Source organism: Micromonospora sp. NBC_01655 (genome assembly GCF_026339755.1).
Lineage (GTDB): Bacteria > Actinomycetota > Actinomycetes > Mycobacteriales > Micromonosporaceae > Micromonospora.
Window position 1 is genome coordinate 5532593 of the sequence record NZ_JAPEQF010000001.1, and the last position, 14687, is coordinate 5547279.

General features: G+C 77.2%; 1 protein-coding gene. It reads right to left on the minus strand.

Going from position 1 to position 14687, the window contains the following annotated elements; all coding sequences use genetic code 11:
* Positions 1 to 14 precede the first annotated feature (14 nt).
* Positions 15 to 14660, minus strand: coding sequence for a type I polyketide synthase (locus OOK41_RS24805; protein WP_266266889.1), 14646 nt, complete (start codon positions 14658 to 14660; stop codon positions 15 to 17).
* Positions 14661 to 14687: the final 27 nt, after the last annotated feature.

Consider the following 14687-nt stretch of genomic DNA (forward strand, 5'->3'; position numbering starts at 1 on the left):
CCGTGCCGGGCGGCTCAGGACAGCCCGAGGTCCTGGTCGATGAGGTCGAACAGCTCCTGGTTGCTGGCCACCCGCAGCCGGTCCGCCACCTCGGCGGCCTCCTCCCGGCGCGGCGCGGCGGCGCCGAGCCGTTCGAGGAGGTGGTGCAGCCGCATGGTGATCCGGACCCGGCCGGTGTCGTCCGGGTCGCGCAGGGCGAGGGCGCTCTCCAACTGGTCGAGTTCGGCCAGGGTCGGCAGCGCCTCCACCGACGCCTCGCTGAGCAGCTCGGACCGCAGGTGCTCGGCCAGGGCCAGTGGGGTCGGGTAGTCGAAGACCACCGAGCTGGGCGGGTTCAGCCCGGTCAGCCGGGCCAGCTTCCCGCGCAGCTCGACGGCGGTCAGCGAGTCGAAGCCGAGGTCCCGGAAGGGCCGGCTGCTCTCCACCGCGTACGGGCTGTCGTGGCCGATGACCTCGCCGGCGGCGGTGCGGATCAGGTCGACCAGCACCCGGTTCTGCTCGGCCTGGGTCAGCTCGCCGAGCCGCTTGCGCAGTTCGGCGGCGACCTGGTCTCCGTCGGAGGCGTCCGCCCGGTCGGCGGCGGCCTGGGCGGCCACCTCGGCGAGGTCGCCGATCAGCGGGCGGGGCCGGGCGGAGGCGAAGACGGGCGCGAACCGCTCCCAGTCGACGTCGGCGACGGTGAGAACGTCGTCGTCGCCCTCGATTCCGGCGCGCAGGGCGGCCATCGCCGGTTCCCGGTCGAGCAGGGACACCCCGCGCCGGCTCATCGCGGCGGCGTGCGCGTCGGTCACCATGCCCCCGCCGGCCCACGGTCCCCAGTTGACGGAGAGGACCCGGGCGCCCGAGGCGGGTCGGGACTGCGCGAACGCGTCCAGGAAGGCGTTGCCGGCGGCGTACGCGCCGTGGTCGCCGACGCCCCAGACGGCCGCGATGGACGAGAAGTGCACGACCAGTTCCAGCGGCTCGGGGTCGAGGAGTTCGTCGAGGTGCCGGGCGCCGGCGATCTTGCCGGACACCACGTCGGCGAGTTCCGCCCCGCTGACCGCGGCGATCGGGTTGAGCCGGCCCACCCCGGCGGCGTGCACCAGCGCGTGCACGGTCTCGCCGTCGGCGTTCAGGCCGGAGACCAGGTCCGCGACCGCGTCCCGGTCGGCGAGGTCGCAGGCCAGGACGCGGGCCTGCGCGCCGAGCGCGGCCAGCTCCGCCACCGCCTCGTCGGCACCGGGGGCGTCGGGGCCGCGCCGGCTGACCAGCAGCAGCCGGCGCGCGCCGTGCCGGGCCAGCCACCCGGCGGCGTACCGGCCGACGGCGCCGGTGCCGCCGGTCACCAGGACGGTGCCGGGCGGCTGCCAGCCGGGGCTGCCCGTCCGGTCGGCGCGCGGCGCGCGGGCGAGCCGCCGCAGGTACGCCCCGGTAGTGCGGACGGCGATCTGGTCCTCGCCTCCGGCGCCGGTCAGCGCGGCGAGGACGTGCTCGGCGGCGGCATCGTCCAGGGTGGCCGGCAGGTCCAGCAGGCCGCCCCAGTGCCGGGGGTGCTCCAGCGCGGCGACCAGGCCGAGCCCCCAGGTGGTGGCCTGGGCGGGGTTGGCGACCGGATCGTCGGCGCCGGTGCCGACGGCCTGCCGGGTGAGCAGCCACAGCGGCACCGGGGGCAGGGCGTCGGTGACGGCCTGGATCAGGGCGAGGTTCGCGGTCAGGCCGACGGGGACGGCCGGCCGGTCGGGGTGCGGGCGCTCGTCGAGGGCGAGCAGGGAGACGACCCGGGTCGGCGGTACGCCGTCGAGCAGCCCGGCGAGGGCGGCCCGGTCGGCCGTGGCCGGGTCGACGGGGAGCAGCCGGGGCGTGCCGCCGCGCGCGGCGACGAGCGCGGCGAGCCGGTCGGCGACGTCCTGGCCGGCGGCGGTGTGCACCAGCGTCCAGTCGCCGCCGGGGGCCCCGGCGGCCAGCGGCTGGGGGCGCCAGGTGATCCGGTACCGCCAGCCGTCGACGAGGGTGTCCTCCCGCTGCTGGCGACGCCAGGCGGCGAGGTCCGGCAGCAGGTCGCGCAGCGGCCGGTCCGGGTCCACGCCGAGCCGGCCGGCGAGCGCGTCGCCGTCGCCGTCCACCACGGCCCGCCAGAACGCGGAGTCGGTGTCGTCGCCGGCCGCGCCGGGGGTGTCGGCCGGGGCGGTGTGGAGGGTGGGCCAGAACCGCTGGTGCGCGAACGCGTACGTGGGCAGGTCCACCGGGCCGGCGCCGGGCAGCAGCGCCGGCCAGCGTACGGCCGTGCCCTGGCAGTGCAGCCGGGCGAGGGCGCCGAGCAGGGTGGACACCTCGTCCTGGCCGGGCCGCTGCACGCCGGTGACGGTGACCGGGGCGTCGGCGGGGAGCGCGTCGGCGGTCAGGGCGGTCAGCACCGTGTCGGGGCCGACCTCCAGGAACCGGGTCACCCCGTGGGAGTGCAGGTGGGTGACGGTGTCGGCAAACCGGACGGCCTCGCGGACGTGCCGGACCCAGTAGTCGGGGGTGCACAGCTCGTCGGCGTCGACGACCGTGCCGGTCAGGTTCGACACGACGGGCACCGCCGGCGGGGCGTACTCCAGGGTCGCGGCGACGGCCGCGAAGTCGGCGAGCATCGGCTCCATCAGCGGGCTGTGGAAGGCGTGGCTGACCCGAAGCCGCTTGGTCCGCACGCCGAGGGCGGTGAAGTGGTCGGCCAGTTCGGTCAGCGCGTCCAGCTCCCCGGCCACGACGACGGCGGTCGGCCCGTTCACGGCGGCCACGGCCACCCGCCCGGCGTACCCGGTGAGGGCCTGGGTGACCTCGACCTCGGCCGCCGCGACGGCGAGCATGCCGCCGCCGGCGGGCAGCGCCTGCATGAGCCGGCCCCGGTTGCCGACGAGCGCGCAGGCGTCCGGCAGGGACAGCACCCCGGCGACGTGCGCGGCGACGATCTCGCCGACCGAGTGGCCGGCCACGAAGTCGGGCCGGACCCCCCAGTGTTCGAGGAGGCGGTACAGCGCCACCTCGACGGCGAACAGCCCGGCCTGGGTGAACACGGTCTGGTCGAGCAGGTCGGCGTCGGCGGTGCCGGGCTCGGCGTTCAGCACCGGGCGCAGCGGCCGGGGCAGGTACGCGTCGAGGTGCTGGCACGCCTCGTCCACGGCGCGGGCGAAGGTGGGGAAGGTGTCGTACAGCCGGCGGCCCATCCCGGCGTGCTGGGCGCCCTGCCCGGAGAACAGCACCGCCAGGGCCCCACCGGGCTCGGCGACGCCCCGGGTGAGGCCGGGGTGGTCCTGCCCCGCCGCGAGGGCCCGCAGCCCGGCGAGGGCGGCGTCCCGGTCGGCGGCGAGCAGCACCGCGCGGTGCCGCAGCGGGGAGCGCCCGGTGGCCAGGCCCCGGGCGACGTCGACGTCGGGGGTCGGCTGGTGCGGCAGCCAGTCGGCGAGCCGGGCGGCCTGGGCGCGCAGGCTCTCCGCGCCGTCGGCGGCGACCACCCAGGGCAGCACCGGCAGCCCGGCGGGGGCCCCGTCGGCAGGCCGGGCGGTGGCGGCGGGCGCGGCCGGTTCGGCGGGGGCCTGTTCGAGGATGACGTGCACGTTGGTGCCGCTCACCCCGAACGACGACACGCCGGCCCGGCGGGGCCGGTCCACCTCGGGCCACGGCTGCGGCTCGGTGAGCAGGGCGACCGCCCCGGCGGACCAGTCGACGTGCGGGGAGGGCTCGTCCACGTGCAGGGTGGGCGGCAGCAGGTCGTGCCGCATCGCCATGATCATCTTGATCACGCCGGAGACGCCGGCGGCGGCCTGGGTGTGGCCGATGTTCGACTTCACCGAGCCGAGCCACAGCGGCCGGTCCGCCGGCCGGTCCCGCCCGTACGTGGCGAGCAGCGCCTGCGCCTCGATCGGGTCGCCGAGCCGGGTGCCGGTGCCGTGCCCGTCGACGACGTCCACGTCGGCGCCGGCGAGCCGGGCGTTGGCGAGGGCCTGCCGGATGACCCGCTCCTGGGCGGGGCCGTTGGGCGCGGTGAGGCCGTTGCTGGCGCCGTCCTGGTTCATCGCGGAGCCGCGGACCACGGCGAGGATGCGTCGGCCGTCGCGCTGGGCGTCGGAGAGGCGCTGGAGCAGCACCAGGCCGACGCCCTCGCCCCAGCCGGTGCCGTCGGCGGCCCCGGCGAACGACTTGCACCGGCCGTCGAGGGCGAGCCCCCGCTGGCGGGCGAACTCCAGGAACGGTCCGGGGGTGGCCATCACCGTGACGCCTCCGGCGACGGCGAGTTCACACTCGCCCTGCCGCAGCGACTGGCAGGCCAGGTGCAGCGCCACCAGGGAGGACGAGCAGGCGGTGTCGACGCTGACGGCGGGGCCCTGCAGGCCGAAGTGGTACGCCAGTCGGCCGCTGATGACGGCGGCGGCGTTGCCGGTGGCCTGGTAGCCCTCGGTCTCGACCCGCGCGGCGAGCAGCAGGGTCGCGTAGTCCTGCCCGTTGGTGCCGACGAACACCCCGGTGCTGGTCTCCCGCAGGTCGGCGGGGGCGGTGCCGGCGCGCTCGAACAGTTCCCAGGCGCTCTCCAGCAGCAGCCGCTGCTGCGGGTCCATCACCAGCGCCTCGCGCGGGGAGATGCCGAACAGGGCGGCGTCGAAGCCGGTGGCGTCGGCGAGGAAGCCGCCCTCCCGGACGTACGAGGTGCCGGGCCGGTCCGGGTCGGGGTGGTAGATGGCCTCCAGGTCCCAGCCCCGGTCGGCGGGGAACTCGGCGATGCCGTCGCGCCCCTCGCTGACCAGCCGCCACAGGTCCTCGGGGCTGGCGACGCCGCCGGGGAACCGGCAGCTCATCGACACGACGGCGATCGGCTCGTCGAGGGCCGTGGCGGCCCGGGTGGGCGCGACCGCCGGAGCGTCGTCGCCGGTCAGCCGGCTCGCCAGGTGGTCGGCCAGGGCACCGGGCGTCGGCCGGTCGAACACCAGCGTCGCCGGCAGGGTCTCACCGACCGCCTCGGCGAGCCGGTTGCGCATCTCGACGGCGCTGAGCGAGTCGAAGCCGATCTCCCGGAACGACCGGTCCGCCGCCAGGGCCTCCGCCGAGGGCAGCCGCAGCACCGCCGCGGCGTGCACCCGGACCAGGTCCAGCAGCACCCGGCGGCGGTCCGGTGCGGCGAGCCCGGCGAGGCGGGCGCGCAGCGGCGAGTGGGCGGCCGGGGCGTCGCCGGCCGGGGCGGCGGCGAGCAGCCGTGCCACCTCCGGCACGTCCCCGATCAGCGGCCGGGGGCGGGCCAGCGTGTAGGTGTGCAGGAACCGGTCCCAGGCGATGTCCGCGACGGTGAGCGTGGTCTCGTCGTGGGCGAGCGCGTCGGCCAGCACGGACACCGCGAGGTCGGGGCGCATCGCCCGGACGCCGGAGCGGAACATCTGGTCCGCGGCGCCCTCGGCGTCGACCATGCCGCCGCCGTCCCAGGCGCCCCAGGCGACGGCGGTGGCGGGCCGGCCCCGGCGGCGCCGGTCCTCGGCGAACGCGTCGAGGAACGCGTTGCCGGCGGCGTAGCCGCCCTGGTGCCCGCCGCCCCAGACGCCGGCGCCGGAGGAGAACAGCACGAACGCCGTCAGGTCGTCGCCGAACACCTCGTCGAGGTGCACCGCGCCGGACACCTTGGCCCGCAGCGCGTCCGCCAGCTCCGCCGGGCCGAGGGCCGCGACCGGGCCGGCGTGGGCCACCCCGGCGGTGTGGAACACGGCGTCGACACGGACGCCCTGCGCAGCGAGTTCGGCGGCGAGCGCCCGCAGCGCGTCGGCGTCGGCGACGTCGCAGGCGGCGACGGTGACGGTGGCGCCGGCCGCGGTGAGTTCGGCCGCCAGCTCGGCGGCGCCGGGGGTGGCCGGGCCCTGACGGCCGGTCAGCACCAGCCGGGCGGCGCCCTCCCGGGCCAGCCAGCGGGCCACCTGCGCCCCGATCGAGCCGAGGCCGCCGGTGACCAGGACGGTGCGGCCCCGGGGGCGCCAGCCGTCGGCGGGGGCCCAGTCGACGCGGGCCCGGACGAGCCGGCGGGCGAACACCCCGGACGGGCGCAGCGCGAGCTGGTCCTCGGCGTCGACGCCGGCCAGCACGGCCACCAGCCGGGCCCGGTCCCGGGCGTCCGGCTCGGCGGGCAGGTCCACCAGGCCGCCCCAGCGGTCGGGGTGTTCCAGGGCGACCACCCGGCCGAGGCCCCAGACCGCCGCCTGGCCGGGGCGGTCGAGCGGATCCGCCCGGCCGGTGCAGACGGCCCCGGTGCTGGCGCACCACAGCGGGGCGGCGATGCCGGCGTCGCCGAGGGCCTGGACGAGCGCGACCGTGCCGGCCAGGCCGGCGGGCAGCACCGGCTGCGCCGGGTGCGCGTCGTCGTCGAGCGCGAGCAGGGAGAGCACCCCGCCGACCGGTGCGGCGTCCCCGGCGGATCGCCCGAGCTGGTCGGCCAGCGCCGCCCGGTCCGGGTCGGCCACGGGGACCCGGACGACGTCCGCGCCGCCCTCGGCGAGGGCCGCGGCGGCAGCGACGGCCAGCGGGTGGTCGGCCCGGCCGGCCGGCACCACCAGCAGCCAGCGGCCGGACAGGGCCGCGTCGGCGGGGGTGGGCAGCGGCTTCCAGGTCACCCGGTACCGCCAGGAGTCCACGGTGGACTCGTCGCGGCGGCGACGCCGCCAGGAGGACAGCAGCGGCAGCGCCGGGTCGAGCGACCGGGCGTCCGTCTCGTCGATCCGCATGGCGGCGGCCAGCGCCCGCGGGTCGGACTGTTCCACGGCCGCCCAGAAGTGCCGGTCCGCGTCGTCCCCGCCGGCCGCCACGGCGGCCCCGGCCGGGCCGGTCGGCTGGGGCCAGTACCGCTGCCGCTGGAAGGCGTAGGTGGGCAGTTCCACGGCCGGGCCGGGGCGGGCGCCGAGGACCGCCGTCCAGTCCACGGGCGCGCCGTGGACGTGCAGTTCGGCGAGGGCGGCGACCAGGGCGGGCCAGCCGGCGGCGTCGGCGGGGAGGGTGTCCACCACGACGGCGTCGTGCCCGGCGGCGGCCACGGCGCGCCGGAGGCCGGCGGCAAGCGCCGGGCCGGGGGCCACCTCCAGGAAGACCTGGTGCCCCGCGTCGAGCAGGGCCCGCGCGGCGGCGTCGGGGTCGGCGTCCGCGCGCAGGCCCGGGTACCAGTCGGCGGCGTCGAGGCCGGCGGTGTCGACCGGTACCCCGGTGGACGCGGAGTGCAGCGGCACCTCGGCCGCCCGGAGGGTGATCCCGGCCAGGCCAGCCGCCGGGCGGTCCGGCGCGGCGTCCGGGTCGGCGGGGTCGGCGGCGGCCGGGGGCCGGCTGCCGAGGGCGATCACCTTCGCGGCGTCCGCCAGCGAGAGCGCCCCCGCCACGCAGGCCGCCGCGACCTCCCCGTCGCCGTGTCCGAGCACGGCGGCGGGTCGTACGCCGAGGGAACGCCACAACCGGGCCAGCGCGACCGCCACGGCCCACCGGGCGGCCTGTGCCACCCCGGGACGGGTCGGCGACGGGGCGTCCGCGCCGCGCAGCACGGCGGTGAGCGACCAGTCCACCCACGGCGCGAGGGCGGCCTCGCACTCGGCGACGGATTCGGCGAAGACCGGCGACCGGTCCAGCAGGTCGGCCAGCGCGTCGGGCCACTGCTCCGCGTCGCCGGGGAAGACGAGGACGGGGTCGCCGCCGCGCAGCGCCGTGCCGGTGACGGCCGCCGGGACGTCCTCGCCGAGGCGGAACGCGTCCAGCGCCCGCACCAGGTCGGTGGTGTCCCGGCCGAGCAGCACGGCGCGGTGCGGGAACGCGGCCCGGGTGGTGGCCAGGGCGTGCGCGACGTCAGCCGGCTCGATCTCCGGGTGCGCCGCGAGGTGGGCGTGCAGCCGGGCGGCCTGCTCCCGCAGCGCCGGCCCGTCGGCGGCGGACAGCACCAGGGGTACGACGCCGGTGCGCGGCGCCGCGACCGGTTCGCCCTCGATCACGGGGGCGGGCGGCTGCTCGATGATCACGTGCGCGTTGGTGCCGGAGATACCGAACGACGAGACGGCGGCCCGACGGGGGCGGTTCACGGCCGGCCACGGGGTGGCCTCGGTGGCCAGGGTGACCGCGCCGGAAGCCCAGTCGACGTGCGGCGACGGCTCGTCCACATGCAACGTCGCCGGAACGAGGCCGTGCCGCATCGCCATGATCATCTTGAGCACACCCGCCACACCCGCCGCAGCCTGCGTGTGACCGATGTTCGACTTCACCGACCCGAGAAGAAGCGGCCGATCCGCCTGACGGTCCTGACCGTAGGTCGCCAGCAACGCCTGCGCCTCGATCGGGTCACCCAGGGTGGTGCCGGTGCCGTGCGCCTCGACCGCGTCCACGTCGGCGGCGGTGAGCCGGGCGTTGGCCAGGGCCTGCCGGATCACCCGCTGCTGCGACGGACCATTCGGCGCCGTCAGGCCGTTACTCGCACCATCCTGGTTCACGGCCGTGCCCCGCACCACCGCCAGGATGTTCCGACCCTCGCGCTGCGCGTCCGACAACCGCTGCACGAGAAGCACACCAACACCCTCGGACCAACCGGTGCCATCCGCCGACGCCGCGAACGACTTGCACCGACCGTCCTGCGACAGGCCCCGCTGCCGGGAGAACTCGATGAACGTCCCCGGCGTCGCCATCACGGTCACACCACCGGCCAACGCCAGATCACACTCACCGGAACGCAGCGCCTGCACCGCCAGGTGCAACGCCACCAGCGAGGACGAGCAGGCGGTGTCCACGGTGACCGCCGGGCCCTCCAGGCCGAACGTGTACGCGACACGGCCGGACAGGACGCTGCCCGAGTTGCCGGTGCCGATGTACCCCTCGACCTCGCCGGGCACGTCCATCAGGACGGAGGCGTAGTCGTGGTACATCACGCCCGCGAACACGCCGGTCCGGCTGCCCCGCAACCGCTGCGGGTCGATGCCCGCCGACTCGAACGACTCCCAGGACGCCTCCAGCAGCAGGCGCTGCTGCGGGTCCATCGCCAGGGCCTCGCGCGGCGAGATGCCGAAGAAGGCCGGGTCGAACTCGGCCGCCCCGTACAGGAAGCCACCGTGCCGGGTGTAGGAGCTGCCCGGGCGGTCGGGGTCCGGGTCGAACAGGGTCTCCAGGTCCCAGCCCCGGTCGGCCGGGAACTCCCCGATCCCGTCCCCGCCACCGGCCAGCAACGCCCACAGTTGCTCCGGCGTCTCCACCCCGCCCGGGTAGCGGCAGGCCATGCCCACGATCGCGATCGGCTCGTCGAGTCCGGTGGTGGTCCGCGCGCCCGACGCGGCGACGCCGCTGCCGGCCCCGGCCAGTTCGGCGTGCACGTGGGCGGCCAGCGCCTGCGGCGTCGGGTAGTCGAACACCAGCGTCGAGGGCAGCCGCAGGCCGCTGGCCGCGTTCACCCGGTTGCGCAGGTCCACCGCCGTCAACGAGTCGAAGCCCAACTCCCGGAACGCCCGGTCCGCCGGCACCGACTCCGCCCCACCGTGGCCGAGCACCTGCGCGACGAGCCCCCGGATCAGCACGTCGACCTGGGCGCGGGCCTCCTCGGGGGCCAGGCCGGCGATGCGGGTCGCCCAGGTCGCGCCCTGTCCCGCCTGGCGGCGGGTGGTGGTCGCGCCGACCAGGGCGCGCAGCATCGGCGGCACCATGCCGGTGCCGGCGGCGGCCCGCAGGGCGGCCACGTCGATCACGGCCGGCACGAGGGCCGACCGGTCCCCCGCGACCGCCGCGTCGAACAGCGCCAGGCCGGTCTCGGCGCTCATCGCGGCGAGGCCACCCCTGGTCGTCGAACGGGTCCGCTCGGCCTCGCCGAGGGACGCGGCCATCCCGGGGGTGTCCCACATCCCCCACGCCAGCGACACCGCCGGCAGACCGGCCCGCCGCCGGTGCACGGCCAGGGCGTCCAGGAACGCGTTGCCCGCCGCGTACGCCGCCTGACCCGGCGAACCGAGCACCCCGGCAACCGACGAGAACACCACGAACAGATCCAGGTCCAGCCCGGCGGTGGCCTCGTGCAGGAACCAACCGGCCGACACCTTGGGGGCCAGCACACCCGCCAGCCGCTCGGCCGTCAACGTCTCGACGACGCCGTCGTCCAGCACGCCGGCGGTGTGCACCACACCGGCGAGGCGGCCCGCCGACGTCACCTCGCCGACCAGGCCGGCCACCTGCTCCCGGTCGGTCACGTCACACGCCACCACCCGGACCGACGCGCCCAGACCCGCCAGCCGCTCCACCAGCTCGGCCGCGCCCGCAGCGTCCGGGCCCCGCCGCGACACCAGCACCAGCGACCGCACCCCGTGCGCGACCACCAGGTGCTCCGCGACCAGCGCACCGAGCGAACCCGTGCCACCGGTCACCAGCACCGCGCCCTCGCCCACCACGGGCGACGGGTCCGGCACGGACGCCCGCACCAGGCGCGGCGCGAGGACCTCGCCGGCCCGGACCGCGACCTGGCCGCCGGTGGCGAGGGGTTCGTCCGCCACCCGGGCGAGCAGGCCCAGCACCGCCGCGTCGGCGTCGGCGTCGACATCCGCGAGGACGATCCGGCCCGGGTGCTCCGACTGCGCCGACCGCAGCAGACCCCACACCGCCGCACCCGCCAGGTCCGTCACCTCGTCGCCGTCCCGGGCGGGCACCGCGCCCCGGGTCACCACGACCAGCCTCGACTCCGCGAGGGCGTCGGCGGCCAGCCACGATCGCACGACCGACAACACGCCGGACGTGACCTCGCGCACCGCGTCCGGGACCGCCGCCCCGGGGGCGACGGACACCGGCAGCACCAGCGCCGGCGGCACCGCCGCGCCCGCCGCGACCGCGCCCGCCACTGCGGCCAGGTCCGGGTACGAGGCCAGCCCGCCCCGATCCGCCAGCTCGCCGGCCAGCCCGGCAACGCCCTCGTCGCCGGCGCTGTGGAGCTGACCCGGCTGCGCTGCCAGCAGCGCCCACCCAACGACCTGCCCGGCCGGGGCGGTCTCCGCCGCCTGCCAGGCCACCTCGAACAGCGACCGCCCGGCCGGGTTCGGGGCGGCCACCCCGCTCATCTCCCGTAGCACGAGCGAGTCGACGGAGACGACGGCCGCGCCCGAGGAGTCCACGGCGACCAGCCGTACCGCGGAGCCCTCGCGGGTCAGCCGCACCCGCAGCACCGACGCCCCCGAGGCGTGCACCTGCACACCCTCGAACGCGAACGGCACTCGGGGCGCGGCCGTCTCCTCGAACAGCAGCGCGATCGGGTGCAGGGCGGCGTCCGACAGCGCCGGGTGCACCCCGAACGCCGCCGCGTCGCCCGCCACCCGCTCCGGCAGGGCCACCTCGGCGAACACCTCGCCACCGGCCGTCCAGAGCCGGCGCAGGCCCTGGAACACCGGCCCGTACACCAGGCCGCGCTCCGCCACCGCCGGGTACCAGCCGGCGAGGTCCACCTCGGACGCCCCGGCCGGCGGCCACTCCCCCAGCACGGGCTCGTCGGCCGACACCGGCTCCAGCACACCCTCGGCGTGCCGGACCCACTCGGGGTCGGCGTCCTCCTCCGGCTGGGAGTGCACGGTCACCGACCGCAGGCCGGCCGCGTCGGCCGTGCCGACGCGCACCTGCACCCGCACCCCACCGGAGGCGGGCAGCACCAGCGGCGCGGCCACGGTCAGCTCCCGCACCCGCGACGCGCCCACCTCGTCACCGGCCCGCACCGCCAACTCCACCAACGCCGTCCCCGGCACCACCACCGAACCGGCAACCGCGTGATCGGCCAGCCACTCGTGCGTCGACACCGACAGCCGCCCGGTCAACACCACCATGTCCTCGCCGGCCACCGACACGGCGGCGCCGAGCAGCGGGTGCCCGGCCGCGCCGAGGCCGGCCCCGGAGACGTCCGTCCACCGGCCGGCGGGCTCCAGCCAGTACCGCTGGTGCTGGAAGGCGTACGTCGGCAGGTCGACCCGCTCGCCGCCGGCTCCGGCGAGGAGGCGGGTCCAGTCGACGGCCAGGCCGTGGACGTGGAGTTGGGCGAGGGCCTCCAGGGCGGCCTGCGGCTCGGGCCGGTCGTGCCGGGACACCGCGACCAGCAGGGGCGCGGGCTCGTCGCCGGGCCGGTCGGCGAGGCAGCCCTGCGCCATCGCGGTCAGCACGCCGTTCGGGCCCAGCTCCAGGTAGGTGCCGACCTCCTCGGCGTGCAGGCTGTCGACGGCGTCGGCGAAGCGCACGGTGCCCCGGACGTGCCGCACCCAGTACCGGGGGTCGCGGAGCTGCTCCGGCTCGGCGAGCCGGCCGGTCAGGTTGGACACCACCGGGATGGTCGGCGGGTGGTAGGTCAGCTTGTCGGCGACGGCCGCGAACTCCGCCAGCATCGGGTCCATCCGGACGCTGTGGAAGGCGTGGCTGACCCGCAGCCGGCGGGTCGGGGCACCCCGGTCGGTCCAGGTCCGCTGGAGTTCGTCGAGGGCGTCGGCGTCCCCGGAGACCACGACGGCGGTGGGACCGTTCACGGCGGCGATGTCCAGCCGGTCGGCCAGCCCGGCCAGGGACGCGGTGACGGCGGCCTCGTCGGCGCCGACCGCAAGCATCCCGCCGCCGGCGGGCAGCGCCTGCATCAGCCGCCCACGGGCGGCGACGAGGGCGCACGCGTCGGACAGCGAGAACACCCCGGCCACGTGCGCGGCGGCGATCTCCCCGATCGAGTGCCCGGCGACGAAGTCCGGGGCGAGGCCGAACGACTCGACGAGGCGGAACAGCGCCACCTCGACGGCGAACAGCCCGGCCTGGGTGAACACGGTCTGGTCCAGCAGGTCCGCCTCGGGCGTGCCCGGCGCGGCGAACATGACCTCCCGCAGCGGGCGTGGCAGCAGCGGGTCCAGGTGCCCGCACGCCTCGTCCAACGCGGCGGCGAACACCGGGAACGCGGCGGACAGCTCGCGACCCATGCCGGGACGCTGCGCGCCCTGGCCGGAGAACAGGAACGCCACCCGGCCGCGCGGGGACGCCGATCCGGTGGTGACGGTGCCGTTCGGCTCGCCGCCGGCCAGGGCACGCAGCCCGGCGAGCAGGTCGTCGGGGCCCTCGGCCAGGACGACGGCCCGGTGTTCGAGGCCGGAGCGGCTGATCGAGGAGACGGCGACGTCCACCGGTCGCGGGGCGTCGGCGGCGGCGAGGTGCTCGGCCCACCGGGCGGCCTGCCCGGCGAGCGCCTCGGCGGTGCGCGCGGAGAGCAGCACCGGGGCCAGCGGCAGCGCCACGGGTCCGGCGGGCGGGGCGGCGTCGGCTGGCGGCGGGGCGTCGTCGACCGGGGCCTGCTCCAGGATGACGTGGGCGTTCGTACCGCTGATGCCGAACGACGACACGGCGGCCCGGCGCGGCCGGTCGGACGCCGGCCACGGGCGGGCCTCGGTCAGCAGCGAGACCTGGCCGGCGGTCCAGTCGATATGCGGGGACGGCTCGTCGACGTGCAGGGTACGCGGCATCGAGCCGTGCCGGATCGCCTCGATCATCTTGATCAGGCCGGCGGCGCCCGCCGCCGCCTGGGTGTGGCCGAGGTTCGACTTGATCGAGCCGAGCCACAGCGGCCCGCCCTCGCCCCGGTCCTGCCCGTACGTGGCGAGCAGCGCCTGCGCCTCGATCGGGTCGCCGAGGGTCGTGCCGGTGCCGTGTGCCTCGACCACGTCCACGTCCGCCGGGGAGAGCCGGGCGTTGGCCAGGGCCTGCCGGATCACCCGTTCCTGGGAGGGTCCGTTGGGGGCGGTCAGGCCGCTGCTGGCGCCGTCCTGGTTCACGGCGCTGCCGCGCACGACGGCGAGGATCCGGCGGCCGTCGCGGCGGGCGTCGGAGAGCCGCTGGAGCAGCAGCACGCCGACGCCCTCGGACCAGCCGGTGCCGTCGGCCGACGCGGCGAACGACTTGCACCGCCCGTCCGAGGCGAGGCCACGTTGCCGGGAGAAGTCGGCGAAGGTGCCCGGGGTGGACATCACGGTCACGCCGCCGGCCAGCGCGAAGTCGCAGTCGCGCTGGCGCAGCGCCTGCACGGCGAGGTGCACGGCCACCAGCGACGACGAGCACGCCGTGTCGACGGTGACGGCCGGCCCCTCCCAGCCGAACGTGTACGCCACCCGGCCGGACACGACGCTGCCGGAGTTGCCGGTGCCGATGTACCCCTCGACGCCGTCGGGCAGGTCCAGCACCCGGGACGCGTAGTCGTGGTACATCACCCCGGCGAAGACGCCGGTGCGGCTGCCGCGCAGCCGCTGCGGGTCGAGGTCGGCGTGCTCGATCGCCTCCCACGAGGTCTCCAGCAGCAGCCGCTGGTGCGGGTCCATGGCCAGCGCCTCGCGCGGGCTGATGCCGAAGAAGCCCGGGTCGAACTGCGCCGCGTCGTAGAGGAACCCGCCCTGGCTGGTGTACGAGGTGCCCGGATTGTCCGGATCGACGTGGAACAGCCGCTCCAGGTCCCAGCCCCGGTCGGTGGGGAAGTTCCCGACCCCGTCGCCACCGGAGTCGACCAGGTCCCACAGCTCCGCCGGGCTGGACACCCCGCCCGGGAACCGGCACGCCATCCCGATGACGGCCATCGGCTCGCGGTCCTTGGCCTCCACCTCACGCACCCGCCGACGGGCGTCGCGCAGGTCGGCGGTCGCGCGCCGGAGGTAGTCGAGGAACTCAGCCTCAGTGGGCATCGGGCCACTCCGTATCGGGAATCGGGG